11 protein-coding genes and 2 pseudogenes are annotated in these 18,290 nt (G+C 72.7%); 5 read left to right on the top strand and 8 right to left on the bottom strand.

Going from position 1 to position 18,290, the window contains the following annotated elements:
* The first annotated feature begins 38 nt into the window (after nucleotides 1-38).
* A complete protein-coding gene (locus SSNG_RS22220) occupies nucleotides 39-719 on the top strand; it encodes a 4'-phosphopantetheinyl transferase superfamily protein (RefSeq protein ID WP_241695099.1) in 681 nt (226 codons plus the stop codon).
* A 146-nt stretch (nucleotides 720-865) separates the two neighbouring features.
* Here SSNG_RS22220 and SSNG_RS22215 read toward each other — a convergent pair whose 3' ends face one another.
* A complete protein-coding gene (locus tag SSNG_RS22215; RefSeq protein WP_007266137.1) occupies nucleotides 866-2,707 on the bottom strand; it encodes a phosphoenolpyruvate carboxykinase (GTP) in 1,842 nt (613 codons plus the stop codon).
* A 220-nt stretch (nucleotides 2,708-2,927) separates the two neighbouring features.
* Between SSNG_RS22215 and SSNG_RS22210 the strand changes: the two genes are divergently transcribed.
* Nucleotides 2,928-3,629 (top strand): hemolysin III family protein, encoded by a 702-nt coding sequence (locus SSNG_RS22210; protein WP_042803920.1) that lies wholly within the window; start codon nucleotides 2,928-2,930, stop codon nucleotides 3,627-3,629.
* An 8-nt stretch (nucleotides 3,630-3,637) separates the two neighbouring features.
* Here the strand turns inward: SSNG_RS22210 and SSNG_RS42270 are convergent, their stop codons facing one another.
* The 6 genes and pseudogenes from SSNG_RS42270 to SSNG_RS22180 form a co-directional block, all read right to left on the bottom strand.
* Nucleotides 3,638-5,014, bottom strand: coding sequence for a DUF11 domain-containing protein (locus SSNG_RS42270; protein WP_007266135.1), 1,377 nt, complete (start codon nucleotides 5,012-5,014; stop codon nucleotides 3,638-3,640).
* Between the two features lie 125 nt (nucleotides 5,015-5,139).
* Complete coding sequence (locus tag SSNG_RS22200; protein WP_007266134.1) at nucleotides 5,140-7,572, bottom strand: galactose oxidase-like domain-containing protein; 2,433 nt, start codon at nucleotides 7,570-7,572, stop codon at nucleotides 5,140-5,142.
* A gap of 21 nt (nucleotides 7,573-7,593) precedes the next feature.
* Nucleotides 7,594-8,019: pseudogene (locus SSNG_RS22195) on the bottom strand (GtrA family protein); the annotation flags it as partial.
* A 123-nt stretch (nucleotides 8,020-8,142) separates the two neighbouring features.
* A complete protein-coding gene (locus tag SSNG_RS22190) occupies nucleotides 8,143-9,720 on the bottom strand; it encodes a phospholipid carrier-dependent glycosyltransferase (protein ID WP_241695253.1) in 1,578 nt (525 codons plus the stop codon).
* 146 nt (nucleotides 9,721-9,866) lie between these two features.
* On the bottom strand, nucleotides 9,867-11,186 hold the full coding sequence (locus tag SSNG_RS22185) for a glycosyltransferase (protein ID WP_042801645.1): 1,320 nt from the start codon (nucleotides 11,184-11,186) through the stop codon (nucleotides 9,867-9,869).
* Between the two features lie 239 nt (nucleotides 11,187-11,425).
* Nucleotides 11,426-13,489, bottom strand: a complete 2,064-nt coding sequence (locus SSNG_RS22180; RefSeq protein WP_007266130.1) for a thioredoxin domain-containing protein — start codon at nucleotides 13,487-13,489, stop codon at nucleotides 11,426-11,428.
* 197 nt (nucleotides 13,490-13,686) lie between these two features.
* Between SSNG_RS22180 and SSNG_RS22175 the strand changes: the two genes are divergently transcribed.
* Entirely contained in the window at nucleotides 13,687-15,165 is a 1,479-nt protein-coding gene (locus SSNG_RS22175) for an APC family permease (protein WP_241695098.1), read from the top strand.
* Nucleotides 15,166-15,236: 71 nt separating this feature from the next.
* Nucleotides 15,237-16,184, top strand: a complete 948-nt coding sequence (locus SSNG_RS22170) for a hypothetical protein (protein ID WP_007266128.1) — start codon at nucleotides 15,237-15,239, stop codon at nucleotides 16,182-16,184.
* Here SSNG_RS22170 and SSNG_RS38070 read toward each other — a convergent pair.
* Nucleotides 16,150-16,926 carry a DUF4344 domain-containing metallopeptidase gene (locus SSNG_RS38070; protein WP_007266127.1) on the bottom strand — a complete coding sequence of 259 codons (777 nt, stop codon included), beginning with the start codon at nucleotides 16,924-16,926 and terminating at the stop codon, nucleotides 16,150-16,152. The genes SSNG_RS22170 and SSNG_RS38070 overlap by 35 nt on opposite strands.
* A 175-nt stretch (nucleotides 16,927-17,101) precedes the next feature.
* On the opposite strand from SSNG_RS38070, the pseudogene SSNG_RS22160 reads away from it, so the two are divergent.
* A pseudogene (locus tag SSNG_RS22160) lies at nucleotides 17,102-18,290 on the top strand (AAA family ATPase); the annotation flags it as partial.

Genomic DNA, 18,290 nt, shown 5'->3' with positions numbered 1-18,290 from the left:
TCGGCGACGGATCCCGTCAGGGCACGCTCATCGGCTCCTTGCTGCCCCCGGCGGTCGCCACCTCCGAGGCGTTCACCGATCCCGTCCTGCCCACCCCCCTGTTCGCCTCCGAGGAAGAGCTGATCGCCGGCGCCTCGCCCGGCCGGCGCCGGGAGTTCAGCACCTCCCGGGCCTGCGCCCGGGAGGCCATGGCCGACCTCGGCGTGGCACCCGTACCGGTGCTGCGCGACGCCCACGGCGCCCCGCTGTGGCCGGCCGGCGTCGTCGGGAGCATGGCCCACAGCAAGGGGTACCGGTGCGCCGCCGTGGCCCGCTCGGCCGACGTGGCGGGCATCGGGGTCGACGTCGAACCCAACGAACCGCTGCGCCACACCATGGTCCGGGAGCGGGTGACCATCCCGGAGGAGCGCGGCCAGCTGGCCCGGCTGGGCACCTGCGAGTCGGGCATCCACTGGGACCGGCTGCTCTTCGCCGCCAAGGAGAGCGTGTACAAGGCCTGGTACCCGCTCACCGGGGTCATCCTGGACTTCGACGAGGCCGCCGTCGCCGTGAACCCGTGGCAGGGCACCTTCAAGGCCCGGGTGCTGGGCCGGGGACCGGTCGTCGACGGCGTCCGCCTCTCCGTCTTCCACGGGCGCTGGCTCGTCGAGGACGGGCTGGTGATCACCGCCGTGGCGCTGCGCGCCCCGGACCGGGGCGCCGGCACGCCGAAAACATGACGGCGGGCCTCCACTGGGTGGAGGCCCGCCATCAGCAGACGCACGCGGCCTGTTCGGAAGGCCGCAAGGAGCCCTTGGTCGGGGATTCCCGCGTCAGCCCTCGGCCGGGGGACAGCCGGCCTCGGTTCTCGGGGTGGTGCCGGGGACTAGCCCAGGCGCTCGACGAGCGCGTGGTACTGCTCCCACAGCTCCTTGGGGGTGTGGTCGCCGTAGGTGTTCAGGTGCTCGGGGACCAGGGCGGCCTCCTCGCGCCAGACCTCCTTGTCGACCGTGAGGAGGAAGTCGAGGTCCTCGTCGGCGATGTCGAGGCCGTCGAGGTCGAGCGAGGCCTTGGTCGGCAGGACGCCGATCGGGGTCTCGACGCCCTCGGCGGTGCCGTCGAGGCGGCCGACGATCCACTTCAGGACGCGGCTGTTCTCGCCGAAGCCCGGCCACACGAACTTGCCCGCGTCGTTCTTGCGGAACCAGTTCACGTAGTAGATCTTCGGGAGCTTGGTCTGGTCCTTGTCGGCGGCGACCTTGACCCAGTGGGCCATGTAGTCACCCATGTTGTAGCCGCAGAACGGCAGCATCGCGAACGGGTCGCGGCGCAGCTCGCCGACCTTGCCCTCGGCGGCGGCGGTCTTCTCGGACGCGATGTTCGAGCCGATGAAGACGCCGTGGTTCCAGTCGAAGGACTCGGTGACCAGCGGGACGGCGGAGGCGCGGCGGCCGCCGAAGAGGATCGCGGAGACCGGGACGCCCTTGGGGTCCTCCCACTCGGGGGCGATCGTCGGGCACTGGGCGGCCGGGACGGCGAAGCGGGCGTTGGGGTGGGCGGCCGGGGTGCCGGACTCCGGGGTCCAGTCGTTGCCCTTCCAGTCGATGAGGTGCGCGGGCGCCTCTTCGGTCATGCCCTCCCACCAGACGTCGCCGCCGTCGGGGGTGAGCGCGACGTTGGTGAAGACGGTGTTGGCGTACATCGTCTTCATGGCGTTGGCGTTGGTGTGCGCGCCGGTGCCGGGCGCGACGCCGAAGAAGCCGGCCTCGGGGTTGATCGCGTAGAGGCGGCCGTCCTCGCCGAAGCGCATCCAGGCGATGTCGTCGCCGATGGTCTCGACCGTCCAGCCGGGGATCGTGGGCTCCAGCATGGCCAGGTTGGTCTTGCCGCAGGCGGACGGGAACGCGGCGGCAATGTACTTGGGGGCCTCGGCTTCGCCTTCGCCCGCCGGCGGGGTCAGCTTCAGGATGAGCATGTGCTCGGCGAGCCAGCCCTCGTCGCGCGCCATGACGGAGGCGATGCGCAGCGCGTAGCACTTCTTGCCGAGCAGGGCGTTGCCGCCGTAGCCGGAGCCGAAGGACCAGATCTCGCGGGTCTCGGGGAAGTGCGAGATGTACTTGGTGGTGTTGCAGGGCCACGGCACGTCGTCCTGGCCCTCGGCGAGCGGAGCGCCGAGGGTGTGGACGGCCTTGACGAAGAAGCCGTCGGAGCCGAGCTCGTCGAGGACGGCCTTGCCCATGCGGGTCATGGTGCGCATGGCGACCGCGACGTAGGCGGAGTCGGTGATCTCGACGCCGATCGCGGAGAGGTCGGAGCCGAGGGGGCCCATGCAGAACGGGACGACGTACATCGTCCGGCCCTTCATGGAACCGCGGAAGATGCCCTTCTCCCCCGCGAAGATCTCCTTCATTTCAGAAGGAGCCTTCCAGTGGTTGGTCGGGCCCGCGTCCTCCTCCTTCTCGGAGCAGATGAAGGTGCGGTCCTCGACGCGCGCGACGTCGGAGGGGTCGGAGGCGGCGTAGTAAGAGTTCGGGCGCTTGGTCTCGTCGAGCTTCTTGAACGTGCCCTTGGCGACGAGCTCCTCGCACAGGCGCTCGTACTCGGCCTCGGAGCCGTCGCACCAGACGATGCGGTCCGGCTGGGTCAGGGCTGCGATCTCCTCCACCCAGGAAACCAGCTCCCGGTGGGTCGTCGGGACGGAAGTGGGAGCCGCGTTGTCGCGCGCCACGATTGCTCCTTGTTGAGGGGTTTGTTTGGTGTATGCCCCGTGGGGGCTGCGACCCGGACGCTTCGCGCTCCGCTCATCCGGTGCCGACCGCACTCATCTGATCATCCGGTGGATGTGCGCATATGTCCAGGGGGCCTCTCACGTGAGCATCGCCACGTCCGTCAATCTTCCGTAAAGAGGACTGAGCGATACCTACGGACCCGTAGGTAGCATGTGGACCATGACTTCAGACGCCGCCGCCGTGCCGAGCGCCGTACCGGTCGCGCCGCTCGTCCCGGCAGGTCCGGAGGCCAAGCCGCTGATGCGCGGCTGGCTGCACACCGGGATGTTCCCCGCCGTGGTGATCGCCGGCCTGGTGCTGATGGCCTTCACCGACTCGACGAAGGCCCGCGTCGCCTGCGGGGTGTACGTCCTCACCGCCTGCCTGCTCTTCGGCGTCAGCGCCGTCTACCACCGCGGTACGTGGGGACCGCGCGGCGAGGCCGTCCTACGGCGGCTCGACCACGCGAACATCTTCCTGATCATCGCGGGCACCTACACCCCGCTCGCGGTCCTGCTGCTGCCCGACTCCACCGGCCGGCCCCTGCTGTGGGCGGTGTGGATCGCGGCCGCGGCCGGCATCGCCTTCCGCGTCTTCTGGGTCGGCGCCCCGCGCTGGCTGTACACCCCGTGCTACATCGCGATGGGGTGGGCGGCCGTGTTCTTCCTGCCCGACTTCATGCGGACCGGCGGCATCGCCGTCCTCGTCCTGGTGATCGTCGGAGGCCTGCTGTACAGCGTGGGCGGCGTGATCTACGGGATGAAGCGGCCCAACCCCTCCCCCCGCGTCTTCGGCTTCCACGAGGTCTTCCACTCCCTGACGCTGGCGGCCTTCGTGGCCCACTACGTCGGCATCTCGCTGGCCGCGTACCGGCACGCGTAGGCCGCTCCTCAGCGGCCCGAGACAGCGGTGCGCGCGGTCACCGCGTTGTTCCCGGTGACCGGGTCGAAGGTGGCGGCCGTGACCCTGGCCGCCGCCTCGACGGCGCCCTTGCCCTTCGGCCGCACCGTGACGCGGAAGGTCCGCTTCTGCCCCGCTCCGAGCGGCCCCACGTTCCAGGTCAGCTCGTCGACCGTGGGCCGCTTCGCGTTCGGGCTGGCCGACACCGTGTACGCGCCGCGGGGCTTGGCCAGCCGCACGACCGTGCCCGCCGCGGCGGAGCGGCCGTGGTTGGTGACCGTCACCGTGTAGGCGTACGCGTCGCCCGCGCGGGCCCGGCCCGGGGCCGAGAGCCGGACGGCCAGATCGGCGACCCGGGCCCCGACCTCCATGCGCCCGACCCGGTTGCCGCTCAGCTCCGTGAACCAGAGGTGCCCGTCCGGCCCCGCGGCCAGGTGGAAGGGCTTGCCGTCCGGCTTCGACGGGGGCAGGGCGAACTCGGTGATCCTGCCGCCCGTCGTGATCCGCCCGATCCGGCCGTTGCCGGACTCCCCGAACCAGAGGTTGCCGTCGGGGCCCGCCGCGATGCCGACCGGGCGGCTGTCGCCGGCGGGCAGCGGGAACAGCCTGGCCTTGCCCTGCGTGGTGATCCGCCCGATCGCGTTGGAGGCCGGGTCGGTGAACCAGAGGTTCCCGTCCGGGCCCGCGGCGATGTTGAAGGGGGTGCTCCCCGCCCTCGGCAGCGGGTACCCGGTGACCTTGCCGGACGGAGTGATCTTCCCGATCCGGCTGGTGCCGGGTTCGGTGAACCACAGGTTCCCGTCCGGGCCGCCGGTGATCCGGTACGGGGCGCTTTCGGTGCCGGGCAGCGGGAACTCGGTGACCTTCCCGGACGGGGTGATCCGCCCGACCCGCCCACCGTCGAACTCGGCGAACCACACGTTCCCGTCGGGCCCCCCGGTGATGCCGGTCGGGAAGGCGCCCGCCCGCGGCAGCGGGAACCGCGCGATCTCCCCGCCCGTGCCGATCCGGCCGATCCGGTCGCGTCCGGGCTCGCTGAACCACAGCCGGCCGTCCGCCCCGGCGGTGATGTCGTCCGGCAAGGACCCCGCGGCCAGGGGGAATTCCCTGATGACACCCTTCGGCGTGATCCGCGCGATCCGGCCGGTGCCGCTCTCGGTGAACCACACGTTGCCGTCGGGCCCCGCCGCGATCCCGATGGGGGCGCTGCCCGCCGTGGGCGGCGTGAAGCGCGTGATCCTCCCGACGCCGTCCGCGGCCCCGGCCGGCCCCGCGAGCACCGGCGGACCGAGCAGGGCGCAGGCCAGCAGTACGGCGAAGCAGCGACGGCGGACGGCGGACGGGGCCGGCGGAGCGGTCTCGGGCATGGGCGCGGAACCTTTCGACCAGAACGTGACGGACCGGAAGAGGCCAGCGCTCAGCGTAGGAGGACGGCCCGCCTCCCACGGGGGACGACGGGCCGTCAAACGGGTGCACTTGGGGTGCTACGGGCTCAGCAGGTGTAGCCGTCCCCGTCCGGGTCGAGCCGCAGCGGGTCGCTGCCGTTGACCTTCATCCGCTTCGGGAACTGGTGCGCGGCCAGCCACTCGCAGCGCGCCTTGGTCGTCTTCTTCACCTCCGCCGGGAAGGTGCCCGGTACGCAGACGCTCGCCGTCCCGTAGTGCCGGTCGCAGCCGGCCACGGTGGGCGCGACCGGCGCCGAGTCCCGCTGCCCGGGGTTGGCCTTGGGCGGGGCGAGCTTGTCGGCGAAGGAGTGCTCGTGCGGTGCGGGCAGCTGCTTCCCGTCCGCCTTGGCCGCCGCCGCCAGCGCGGGGGCCCCGCCGAGGTGGACCCAGGTCGCGACCGACGGGACGCCGTTCGCGTCGACCCCGAAGAGCATGTACCAGCCGGGCGGCGCCAGGTTGGGGTTGCTCGTGACGTTGAGGTCGATGGTCTTGTTGTCGATCACCGTCATCGGCAGGTCCACGAACCGCTGGTTGGGGTCCGAGGAGTGGGTGACCGCCGCCGGGCGGATCAGTTCGGCCTTGGCGATCGGCCGGTCGACCGTGATCCGCTGCGTGTCCCCGTACACCCACTCCGTGTCGATCACCGAGGTGAGCTTCGGGCGCGGCCCCTTGAACAGGTAGGGCGGGCTGTAGATCGACACCGCGTGGTTGTACGTGCCGTTGCCCGGGTTGTCGCCGACGGACATGACGCGGCCGTCGGGCAGCAGGAACGCCCCCGAGTGGTAGGTCCGCGGGATCGGGTCGGTGGCCAGGCCCGCCTGGTAGGTGTTGCTCGCCGGGTCGAAGAACGAGGCCTCGAAGACCGGGTCGGCCCGGTCGTGGAGGCCGCCGCCGGTCTCCAGCACCTTGCCGTCGGGCAGCAGCACCGCGGAGACGTACATCTTGCCCTCGGCACCGGTCTGCGGGCGCTTGCCCGTGCCGGTGTCGACGAGGCCCTGCGGGAGGTCGGGGCCCGCCGTGTAGGCGGGGCTCGGCTTCTTCAGGTCGATGATGTCGGTGAGCCGGTTGGCCGCCGGGTTGCTCTCGTTGTTGCCGCCGCCGACGGTCAGCACCCGCTGGTCCTGGGCCGGGGGCAGCAGGACGCTCGCCGACTCGTCCCGCTCGTCCTTCTTGCGCAGGCCGGGCACGTCGGTGATGGTGTTGGCGTCGTAGTCGTAGACCGAGGCGCCGGAGCCGGGCGTGCCGTTGCCGAAGGTGTGGCTGCCGGAGTAGAAGAGCCGGCCGTCCTGCATGAGGATCATCGACGGGTACAGGCCCCAGTACGACCAGGTCTGGTTGACCTCGTTCATCGGCAGCCACTTGTTCTGCGCCGCCGAGAACTTCTCCGCCGTGACGTTGCCCGTGGAGTCCTCCTTCAGCCCGCCGAAGGAGATCACGTCACCGTTGCCGAGGACGGTGGCGGACGGGTACCAGTGCCCGCCGTTCATGTCGTTGGTCTTCGTGTACGTCTCGTTCGCCGGGTCGAAGACGTAGCTGTCCTTCAGCCCCTGGTAGCCGATCTTGCCGTCGGCGGACGGGTAGCCCTTGTTGCCGCTCATCACCAGCACCCGGCCGTCGGCCAGCTGCACGTGCCCCGAGCAGAACATGTCCACCGGCGTCGGGATCGTCTTGGCGGTACCCGCCACCGGGTCGTAGACGGCGGAGGTGAAGGTGCCCGCGTTGAACTGGGAGATGTCGTTGCCGGAACCGGCGATCAGCAGCACCTTGCCGTTCTTCAGGACCACGGCGTGCATCGAGCGCACCGGGTTCTGGGTGCCCATCACCTCCCACTTGCCCTTGGCGCACTCCGCGGCCGTGCCCGTGCAGGCGGGCCCCGGCGGGACGGCGCCCACCTCCTCCAGCGCGTAGTCGTCGGTGGTGAGGGTGCCCACGCCGTAGACGGACAGGCCCCACGCGATCTTGTCGGTGTTCGGCGGTACGGCGGGCGTACGGACCTCCGTACGCGCCCACGCGGCGCTGACCGGCGGGTTCTGCAGGTCCGTCCAGTACTGCCAGCCCGCGGTGGTGTCGTGGCGGAACACCGTCACCGACACGTCGGGGGTGTCCGACTTGTACCAGGCGGACAGGTCGTACTGCTTCCCCGGCACCACCGTCGGGGCGCAGGCGGCGTTCTCGGTCACCAGGGCCTTGCGGTCGCCGCTGACCCGGCGGGTCACCGAGACCTTCATGGCCTTGGTCCCGCTGTGGGTGTCGGCGACGGTGGCGAAGGTGAAGTCGTTGTCGCCCCAGCCCGACTTCGACCAGCAGGAGGGCATGTCGGAGCCGGCCGGACCGGCGGTCTCGAAGCCCGGGTTGGTCAGCAGGTTCGGCGCTCCGGCCGTGGCCTGCTGGGGTGCGGTCAGGAGCAGGCTGGCGGTCATCGCGCCGACGGCGGTCAGAGCGGCCCGGCGCCCCGCCCCCCGTCGGATCTTCCTACGCATACGTGGTCCTTTCGGTACGGCTCAACTCCTGGTGGTGCGCGCCGCACGCGGCCCGCGCGGCAGGTAGACGAGCGCCTCGGTGGCGGCGAAACGCAGGACGAAGGTGATGACCAGCGCGAGCGCGGTCGCGGGCAGCACCTCCAGGCCGAAGCGGTCCACGAACAGCGCGATGAGCGGGACGCGCAGCAGCAGGTCGGCGTTGGCGATGAGGGCGAAGCGGCCGAAGCGGTCCGCCCAGTGGCGGTGGCGGCGCCGGTCGCGGAAGATCAGCGTCTCGATGAGCAGGAAGTTCCACAGCACCCCGGCCTGGTTGGCGAGCACCCCGGCGACGAGGTACTGCATCCCGGCGTGCGTCAGCAGCCAGAGCGCCGCCAGGTTCGGCACGAAGCCGGAGACCCCGACCAGCCCGAAGCCGATCATCCGCACGAGGGGGCTCGCGGAGAGCAGGGCCGCCGGCCGCTTCAGGAGGCGGGGCACCTCCCGGCCGCGGCCGGGGGCACGGGGTGGCGGAGCGGCGACTTCCGGATCATCCAGGGCGTGCGGGGGCCCCAGGTTCTCGCTCATCGTGGTTCAGCTCCCACTCTCGCGGTCGGTCCGGCGGATCTCGATACGGTCCTCGCCCGTACCGAAGACGGCGACCGCGGTCGAATGCTCCAGAGCAGCCTTCACGTTCGGCAGGTCCGCCGCGTCGCGACGCACGGTGGGCGAGGAGACCACGTAGTCGATGTCCCGCCACCCGCGCGGCAGGGTCTTGGTGACGGCCGGGTCGAGGTCCGCCTTGTAGAACCAGATCGCCCCGTCCCCGGGTGCGAAACCGTGGTGAACGGCGTCGAGCCAGAGCGCGTCGTCCACGAGGACGCGGGTGTGCGCCGGGTCGGCCACCTCACGGCCGAGCCACGCCGCCGCCTGCCGGTAGGGGGCGTTGGCGTCGACGGTGAGGGCGGTCCGGTTGCCCTCGTACCAGCGCGGCAGCACGAACGCGGCCGACGCCACGGCCAGTACGCCGACCAGCGCCCACCGCGCGTACACCACGCCCCGCCGCTCCCCCGGCGCACGCCGGCGGCGCAGCACGGCGTGCGTGACGCTGGCCGCGCCCCCGGCGAGGACCAGCGCCAGGAACGGCAGCGCCTGGATCACGTACATCGCCGGGAGGTAGCCGGAGGGCCGCATCGCGACCACGGCGAGGATCACGACGGCCAGGGCGGGCCCGGCGAGCGCGCGGGCGGTCACCGACCAGCGGTGCGTGACCAGCAGCAGCACGGCACCGGCGAGCCCGCCGAGCGGCAGGACGGCGTCGTAGTACAGCCACGACCGGAAGACCCCGTTCGAGCCGGTGCCGGGGTCCAGGATGAAGCCGGAGCCGGGACGGCTCATCTGGTAGGTGATGCCGTCGATCAGGGAGACGTGCCCGGCGCCGGGCAGCAGCTCGTCGTTGAGCAGGGCGAACAGCGGGTACGACAGCCCTATCAGCGCGCAGGCCGTTATCGCCCCGGTCACGGCGAACTTGCGGGTGTCGCGGTGGCTGTGGCGCCACATCGTCACCAGCAGCGCCGGGAGCACCACCAGCATCGTCTCCTTGGTCAGGACGGCGGTGGCGGCCGCCAGGCCCGAGCCGAAGTGGTGCCACAGGTGCCGGCTCGGGGACGCGGCGAGGCAGAACGCCAGCAGCATCCACATCACGGCGAGGTTGTCGAGGAAGATCTCCCGCTGGAGGACCACCGACAGCGGCGACAGCCCGAACAGCCCCATCGCCAGCCCCGCCGCCCAGCGCGGCAGCCACAGCCGGCGCGCCAGCACGTACATCAGCACCGAGCTCGCGGCGGAGACGGCCAGCATCGAGAAGCGCATCGGCGCGACGGTCATCCAGTCGGGCACGAAGAGGGCGGGCAGGTACGTCAGGCCCGCGATCTGTATCCAGCCCAGCGGCGGATGGTCGTACCAGTACGTGTAGTGGGCCAGCCCGTCGCCCTGCTGGACCGCCCACGCCTGGGCGAGGTACGTGCCCTCGTCGTCGCTCAGGGTCGGGAAGTTGGTGATGTTCCAGCCCTGTACGAGGACGATCGCCAGCAGGATCACCCCGCACAGCAGCAGGTCCGGCCGGGAGGAGCGGAAGCGCACCATCGGGCGCGCGAACGCCGCCGGGCGCACCCCGAGACCGCCGCCGCCCCTGCCCCCGGTGTCCGGGGAACCGGCGCCGCCGGAGCCGGAGCCGGGCGGGCGGCGTACGGGCAGCAGCTGGGCGGTGTCGGCGGGGTCAGCCGGCTGGGGATCAGTGGCCGTGGGCAGGGTGGCGGTCACCGGAGGCTGTCCTCTCGGATCGAAGTGGCGGAGACGGAGGCGCCGGCGGCGGAGCCGGCGGAGGCCCCGGACGCGGCGGAGTTCAGGTGCGCGCCGGTGTGGCTGGTCAGCTCCCACTCGTTGCGGCCGCGCTGCTCGCGCCAGACCGCGCGGATCGCGGCGCCCGCCAGCAGCACCTGGTAGAAGGGACCGCCCACGATGAGCTTCAGGTAGTGCGAGAACCGCACCCGCAGGCCGTACTGGCGGCCGAAGTCGTGCAGGCCGACGATCTCGAAGACGAACGTCACCATCGCCGTGATCATGGGGAGGAAGGTGATGATCGCGATGCCCACGGGCACGTCGAGGAAGAACGCCACCGCGAAGTTGACCGGGATGATCACCCCGGTGGCCGCCTGCATGAACGGGGTCATCAGGGTGTAGCGGGCCAGCCAGCGCTGCCCCCGGCCGGGCAGCTGCTGCCAGTCCTTCTTCCGGTAGACCTGGAGGAAGCCCTGGTTCCAGCGGGTCCGCTGCTTGAGCAGGCTCATCAGCGAGCCCGGCGTCTCCTCGCGGGTGACCATGTCGGAGTCGTACGCGACGACCACCTTCTTGCCCACCGACGACAGCCGCACGCCCAGGTCGCAGTCCTCGGCGAGGCAGTTCTGGTCCCAGCCGCCCGCCTCGCGCAGCACCGCGGTGCGCACGAAGACGGTGTTGCCGCCCAGCGGGATGAAGCCCTTCTCCGCGTGCAGGTGGAGACGCGAGCGGAACCAGAAGAAGTACTCCAGGCAGTTGCGCAGGCTGTACCAGCTGGAGTGGAAGTTGATCAGCTGCACCCCGCCCTGGACCACGTCCGCGCCGGTGGAGCGGAAGGCGTGGTCGACGTGGGTGAGCAGCTCGGGATGGACCTGGTCCTCGGCGTCGAAGACCCCGACGATGTCGCCCCGGCACTGCGGCAGGGCGGTGTTGAGGGCCTTCGGCTTGTTCTTCGTCTCGTGGTGGTCGACGACGACCCGTACGCGCTCCGGCGCGCGGACCGCGGCGCGCTCGGCGACGGCGGCCGTCTCGGGGTCGTCGTGGCCGACGATGACGATGATCTCGTAGTCGGTGTGGCTCGATTCGAGCAGCCGGTCGATGGTGTGCTCCAGCACGGCCTGCTCGTGGCGGGCCGGCAGCAGCAGCGAGAAGGCCAGCCGTCCCCCGCTGTCAGGACTGTCGAAGCGGGTCGCCGCGAGCGTCTCGGGCGTCCGCCAGGCGTGCATCTGCCACCACAGCGTGAACGCGGCCATCCAGAAGAGCGCCAGAGAAATGGCGGCAACAAAGACAGAGGTGAGCAAACTGTCCCCCACAGCCGAGCCGCAACCCCAGGCGGCGATCGAAAACCCCCCGGAGACGGCCCGGCCCCCCGGCCTGCCGCCCCCGCGTCCCCCGCACGCGCGCACCCCCCAGCGCGCCGTCCCGTTACTCCCGAAGACACGAGACTAGACAGTGAAAATGAAACTCAGGCGCCACTCGAATAAAAACCAGGTTTCCAAGTGACGCCCGGGCAACCGGAATTGACGCTACTCTGCCACAATCACGGATGAACCACACCCAACTGCTCAGCCAGTGAGACCGGTTCCGTCGTAGGACGCGCGCAGACGAAATGACGGCACACATACGCCGTCGGAAGGTCGCGCACGAGTGTGCGCTCGGCCAGAAGGGGGAACTCCCCACCGCTGCCGTCGGCCTTGCGCGGCAGACCGACCGCCACCACCGCCCCGGGAGCCGTCGCCAGCAGCGCCGTCCGGTGCAGCGCGACCGTCGCCGGATCCTCCGGATGACCCACCACGGCCACCTCCCGCGGCCCGTCGACCAGCGCCTCCGCGACCGCCAGGCCGTGCCCGATGAAACGCGGCGCGCGCGGCCCGAGGGCGTGCACCACCCCGAGCGCCCGCTCCGCCGCCTCCCGGTGCGGCGCCGAACCGGTGTGCGCGGCGTACGAGAGCAGCGCGCCGGCCGCCGCCGTCCAGCCCGAGGGGGCGGCGGTGTCGGTGGGGTCCTGCGGTCGGCGGATCAGCTGCTCGGCGTCGTGCGCGGTGTCGTAGAGCGAGCCGTCCCCGGCGGTGAACCGGGCCATCACCAGGTCCACGAGGAACCCGGCGAATTCCAGCCACACCCCCTCCCCGGTGACGGAGGCCAGCGCCAGGAACCCCTCGGCGACGTCCCCGTAGTCCTCCAGCACCCCGGCGTTGACCCCGACCCGCCCGTCCCTGCTCGTGCGCGCCAGCCGGGCCATCCCGGCCGTGGAGTCGAAGTGAACCCGTACGAGCAGATCGGCGGCCTCGATCGCCCGCTCGACCAGGTCCGGCCGCTCGAAGAAGGCCCCGCACTCGGCGAGCGCCGCGACGGCCAGCCCGTTCCAGGCGGCGACGACCTTGTCGTCCCGCCCGGGCGCGGGCCGCCGGCCCCGCGCGGCAAGCAGCCGCTCCCTGATGGAGGCGACCTTCCCCGCCTCCACCACGGGCCCGCCCTGGGGCAGTTGCAGCACCGACCTGCCGTGCTCGAAGGTCCCCTCCTCGGTGACCCCGAAGTACGCGGCGGCGACCGCCCCGTCCTCCTCCCCGAGCACCTCGGCCAACTCCGCGGGCGTCCAGGCGTAGTAAGCCCCCTCGACGTGCTTGCCGCTCGACGGATCCTCACTGTCGGCGTCGAGCGCGGAGGCGAACCCGCCCTGCTCCGTCCGCAGTTCCCGCACCATGAAGTCGGCGGTCTCCAACGCCACGCGCCGCGCCAGGTCCGAACCGGTGGCCCGCCACAGGTGCGCGTACACCCGGCACAGCAGGGCGTTGTCGTACAGCATCTTCTCGAAGTGGGGCACGACCCACTCCCGGTCGACGGAGTACCGCGCGAACCCGCCGCCGAGCTGGTCGTAGATCCCGCCCCGGGCCATCGCCTCACAGGTGTCGGCGGCCATCTGCAGGGCCCCCTCGGACCCGGTCCGGGCGTGGTGGCGCAGCAGGAACTCCAGCACCATCGACGGCGGGAACTTCGGCGCCCCGCCGAACCCGCCCCGCGCGGCGTCGTACTCCCTCGTCAGCCCGAGCAGCGCCCGCCCCAGCTCCTCGGGCCCGGGCAGCCCGGCCCTCCCGTAGTCCAGCTGCCGCCCGGCCAGGTCCCGCACGATCCGCTGCGCGACCTCGGAGACCTCCTCGCGCCGCCCGGCCCATGCGGTCCGCACGCCTTCGAGCACCTGCATGAAGGAGGGCATCCCGTGCCGGGGCTCGGGCGGGAAGTAGGTCCCGAAGTAGAACGGCTCGGCGTCGGGCGTGAGGAACACGGTCATGGGCCACCCGCCCTGCCCGGTCGCCGCCTGCACGGCCTCCATGTAGACGGCGTCGATGTCGGGGCGCTCTTCGCGGTCGACCTTGATGTTGACGAAGTGCTCGTTCATGTAGGCGGCGGCCAGGTCGTCCTCGAACGATTCGCCGGCCATGACATGGCACCAATGGCAACTCGAATACCCGACGCTGAGCAGCACCGGCACGTCCCGCTCCCGCGCCTCCGCGAACGCCTCCGGCGACCAGGGCCACCAGTCGACCGGATTGTCGGCGTGCTGGAGCAGGTACGGCGAGGTCTCGTTCGCGAGGCGGTTCGACATGGGGCCAATCTAGCCCGCGGGGTCGACTCGTCGGACATCGTCGCGTGACAACGAAATCCGCAGTTGTCCAGGATGTGGACGCCGATTTCCGCGCTTCGATTGGCTGTTGACAAAAGAAACCGAAGAGTAGGGCTTGTATCTCCACTTCGGCGTCGGCAAGATCGGGCCCCTGTGACACGGCCGGAAGGGGCAGCGCGTTGGGCAGGAGGGCCGGGAACGGTGGCGGGGGCGAGCTGCGGGGCGGGGTGTTCGGGACGTTCGACGCCGTCGTCATGGCCGTCGGGGGGTGCGGGCCCGCGTACACCCTCGCCGCGACGATTCCCGTCCTGGTCGCCACCGTCGGCCTCGCCGGCCCGGCCGTGCTGCTGTACTGCGCGCTGCCGACCGTCGGGATCGCGCTGGCCTTCCGCCACCTCGGGCGGCTCGACGTCAACGCCGGGGCCAGTTACGCGTGGGTGGCGCGGGCGCTGCACCCCTTCCTCGGGTTCCTGAGCGGCTGGGCCCTGGTCGTCTCCGCGACCGTGTTCCTCGTGGCCGCCACCCGGCCCGCCGGCAGTGCCGTGCTCGCCCTGGCCGGCGCCGGTACGGCCGGCCGGGCCGGTCTGGCGACGGCGGTGGGCGCGGGGCTGTTCGTCCTCATGGCGGGCGTGGTGGCGCTCGGGGCGCGGATCGGCCCGTACGCGCGGCGGATCATCACGGGCACGCAGCTCGCGCTGCTGCTGTCCTTCGCGGTCGCGGCCCTCGCCACGGACGGCCACAAGACGCCGTTCTCGCTCTCCTGGTTCGGCTTCGGGCACTTCGACGCCGAGCACGGCTTCGTCGCCGGGGCGCTGGTCGCCGGGGTGATGTACGCGGGCTGGGACGTGGAGAGCAACCTCAACGAGGAGACGCGCGGCGGCCGTCGGGGCTTCGGGCTGGGCGGGCTGATCGGGGTGGTGGTGTCGTTCGTGGTGTTCTCGCTGTTCACCGTGGCCACCGTCCGGCTGATCGGCGTGGACGCGGTGCGCCGGAACCCCGACGGGTTCCTGTCCGAGCTGGGCGAGGCCGTCTGGCCCGGCTGGGGCGGGCGGCTGCTGGTGCTGGCGGTGGTGCTGTCGACCGCGGCCACGCTGGAGACGGCCCTGCTCCAGGCGACGCGGACGCTGTTCGCGATGGGCCGCGACGGGACCGTGCCGTCCGTGTTCGGGCGGATCCACCGGGCGTGGGGGACGCCCGCCGTGGCCACCGGGTGGATGGCCGGCGTGGCGCTGCTGGTGGTGGCGGTGGCCGCCACGGCCGGTTCGGGCGCGCAGTTCGTGCGCGACGCGGTGAGCGGGATCGGGCTGCACATCGCCTTCTACTACGCGCTGGCGGGCCTGTCGGCGGTGGTGGCGTACCGCCGGGTGCTGTTCCGGTCGGCCGGGAACCTGCTCTTCGTCGGGCTGTGGCCGCTGGCCGGCGCGCTGTTCATGGGCTGGGTCTTCGTGGTGTCGCTGCCCGAGCTGACGGGCAGCGCGCTGGCCGTCGGGCTGGGGGCGCTGGCCCTGGGGCTGGTGCCGATGTGTGCGGCGTGGCTGCGGGACCTGCCGTACTTCAGCCCCCGGCCGCTGGATCCGGGGCAGCCGGCCGTCGGCGGCGAGCTGCACGCGGCCGCCCATGCGGGGCGCCGGGCGGACGGCGTCCTCAGCGACTTCTGACGCACGGCCCCGGCCCTGGCCCCCGGCCCCGGGCCTCCGCCCCGGCCCCGGCCCCCTATCGAGGAGTACGCATGTCAGCGTGGCTGCGCCGTCGGCGGTCCGGAGCGCCGGACTACGATCCGGCGTTCGGCGACCGGGCCCTGGAAGAGGGCTGCCAGGACATGGCCATGGGCCGCTGGGAGGGCGCCCGGGACCTGCTCGCGCGGCATCCGCGCGACGACTGGGACCGGCGTGCGCACCGCATCCGGCTGCTGGCGGACGCGGCGGCGGACCGGCACACGGTGGACGTGTGGCACGCGTCGGACCCCTCGGACCCGGACGCGGCGGTGCTGCGCGCGGAGACCGAGGTGATGCGGATGTTCGCGGTGGCGCGCGGCGGGGCGATGCCGGCGCGGGAGGCGCTGGACCGGGCGTCCGGGCTGTGCCTGCGGGCGGCCGCGCTGGCTCCGGGGGACCCGCACCCGTACGTGTCGCTGGTGGCGCTGGCCCGGCTGTACGAGGGCGGCGACCCGAACCTGGGGCACTGGTGGAAGGAGCTGCGGGCCCGGGACCCGTTCCACCGGGAGGGGCATCACCAGGCGCTGCGGTACCTGTCGGCGCGGTGGCACGGTTCGCACGGGGAGGCGTACAACTTCGCGTGGGACACGGCCGTCTACGCCCCGGTCGGCTCGCCGCTGGCGGTGCTGCCGCAGGTGGCGCGGGCGGAGCAGTTCCGGTACGCGCGGGCGGAGCAGGGGCGTACGGGGATCGGGTTGGCCACGCACTGGAGCGGCGGGCGGGCGCAGTGGGACCTCAAGGAGGCCCTGGAGAAGTGGATCGGGGGCCGGACGGCGGTGTACGCGCAGGACGTGGCGGACCTGAACCACCTGGCGCACGGTCTGGTGCACGCGGGGATGGAGGGGGAGGCGGGGCCGGTGTTCGCGTTGATGGAGAACCGGGCGACGCGGGTGCCGTGGTCGTACACGGGGGATGCGGAGGGGTCGTTCATCCGCTGGCGGGACCGGGTGCTGGGGTCCTGAGCAGGGGTGCGAGGTCGCGGGTCCAGGCGTCGCGGACGGTGGGCCAGTCGGGGGCGCAGCCCTGGGCGGCCAGGCCGGGGTGGCGTTCGGGGGCGGCGCCGTGGAGCAGGCAGAGGTGTGCGGCGGCGCGGTCGGCGGGCGGGGCGTGTTCGTCCGGTCCGGGTCCGGGCGGGGGTGTGAGGCGGTAGGCCTCGGCGGCGGCGAGGAGGGCGCGTTCGCCGTCCTCGCCTTCGCGGATGAGCATGAACGCGGCGAAGGTGTCGGCGGTGTCCTCCTCCGCGCGGTCGGAGGCGACGGGCAGGCCGAGGGTGTCGACGAGGGCGTGGCCGGCTTCGTGGTAGACGGTTTCGGCGGTGACGTCGGCGGCGGCCGTGTCGTCGCCGAGGAGTTCCCGGTCGTCGGCGAGGTCGTCGTAGCAGAGCTCGATGCGGCGGGCGGCCGGGTCGTAGCCGGTGCCCTCGCCGGAGCAGGAGCGGGCGAGGACGGTGACGGGGGCCGGGAGGTCGAGGTAGGCGTTGAGGGCGGCGACGGCGCGTTCGGCCGGTCGGCGGGCGCGGAGGAGGGCGGCGTCGTCCTCGTCGGCGGGGTCGGGGGTCTCGTAGCGGAGGGTGAATCCGCGGTCCGGCGGCGCCTTCGGGGGGTCGGACAGGGACACGGACACGGGCGTGACGGCGAACGCGACCGCGACCGCCGGCGCGAGGAGGGCGGCGCAGAGGGCCGGGACCTTCCACCGTGGGGTCATGGGTCCAGGGTAGGCGCGGCCCTGGCGCGCCGGGGGCGCGCCAGGGCGTACATATATGCACGCGGATGTCCGCGCGGCCCCCAACTCCCTCTGAAATAGCTCAGATTCCTCGCGCTCCGGACTGTCCCGCAGGACACTTGGCGCACGTTTCCGGAGCTCTCCGAGGAGGATGCCGATGCGGGACAGCCATCGTGTCGAGGCCGAACGGGTGCTGGCCCGGGCCGTCGAGGAGGAGGTCCGGCGGGCGGGCGCGGGGGATGCCGGGGCGTTGCTCGCGCGCGGGCGTGAGGCGCTGGACGGGATCGCGGCGGCGGCCGCCGAGGAGTACGCGGCGTACGTGGCGGCGCTGGACGAGGCGGCCGCCGGGGGAGCAGTCCCTCGGGGAGGCGTTCCGACGGGGCAACACCGGGGCGTCGCTGTTCGTGACGGGGGTCGCCGCGGCCGCCGCCGTGGGGGCGGACCTGGCGTTCGGGGTGGACGCGGGGACGGCGCTCAGCGCGGGGATCGTCGTGGGCGTCGCGGGGGCGGCGGCGACGGTGGCCAAGGTGACGGCCCTGCACGTGCCCGCGGCGAACCGCCGGGCCGGGGCGGCGGGCCGGCCGGGCGGCGTGGAGCAGCTGCGGCTGCGGTGGCTGACGGCGCTGGAGGTGCGCGGGATCCGGCCGTTCCTGGAGCAGGAGCGGGCGGTGGCGGCGGCCGCCGTCCGGGGTGCGGCGCGCGGGCGCGTCGCGAACGGGGTGGCGGTCGGCGGCAGCGTCGGCGGTGTGGCGCCGCCGCGCGGGGGCGACCGCAGCGCGGAGGCGCGGCGGCGCAGCATGCTGGAGCAGTCGTTCGGGCAGCTCCCGGACGCGGACGCGCTGTTCACGGGCCGGCGCGCGGAGCTGACCCGGATCGCGCAGTGGGTGTCGGCGGCGCGGGCCAGCACGGAGACCCGGCCGGTGGTGGTCGTCCTGCACGGCGAGCCGGGGGTGGGGCGTACGGCGCTGGCGCTGCGGGCGGCGCACGCGCTGCGGGACCAGTTCCGCGGGGCGTGCGTGGTGGACCTGCGGGGCGGGGCCACGGGTGCGGGCGAGGCGCCGCTGTCGACGCGGGAGGCGCTGCTGCACCTGCTGAACCGGTTGGGGGCGCCGCGCGATCAGCTGCTGTTCCGTGAGGGGGCGTCGGCCGAGTCGCAGGTGCGCAGGCTGACCGAGCTGTACCACCAGCACCTGCAGGGCTTCCCGGTGACGGTGGTGCTGGACGACACGGTGGACGCGGGGCAGGTGCGGGCGCTGGTGCCGGAGCGGACGGAGAGCCTGGTGCTGGTCACGGCGCGGGAGCCGCTGGAGCTGCCCGAGGCCCTGCGTCGTGGGTGTACCAGTTGC

This window comes from Streptomyces sp. C (genome assembly GCF_000158895.1).
Classification (GTDB): Bacteria; Actinomycetota; Actinomycetes; order Streptomycetales; family Streptomycetaceae; genus Streptomyces; species Streptomyces racemochromogenes.
Note: the sequence above shows the minus strand (reverse complement) of the source record. Positions and strands in the feature narration are given on the sequence as shown.

What these genes read in the sequence shown, in the direction of transcription:
- SSNG_RS22210 (WP_042803920.1), top strand. Translation starts at nt 2,928, where the DNA reads ATGACTTCAGACGCCGCCGCCGTGCCGAGCGCCGTACCGGTCGCGCCG.
- SSNG_RS42270 (WP_007266135.1), bottom strand. Translation starts at nt 5,014, where the DNA reads ATGCCCGAGACCGCTCCGCCGGCCCCGTCCGCCGTCCGCCGTCGCTGC.
- SSNG_RS22200 (WP_007266134.1), bottom strand. Translation starts at nt 7,572, where the DNA reads ATGCGTAGGAAGATCCGACGGGGGGCGGGGCGCCGGGCCGCTCTGACC.
- SSNG_RS22180 (WP_007266130.1), bottom strand. Translation starts at nt 13,489, where the DNA reads ATGTCGAACCGCCTCGCGAACGAGACCTCGCCGTACCTGCTCCAGCAC.
- SSNG_RS22170 (WP_007266128.1), top strand. Translation starts at nt 15,237, where the DNA reads ATGTCAGCGTGGCTGCGCCGTCGGCGGTCCGGAGCGCCGGACTACGAT.
- SSNG_RS38070 (WP_007266127.1), bottom strand. Translation starts at nt 16,926, where the DNA reads ATGACCCCACGGTGGAAGGTCCCGGCCCTCTGCGCCGCCCTCCTCGCG.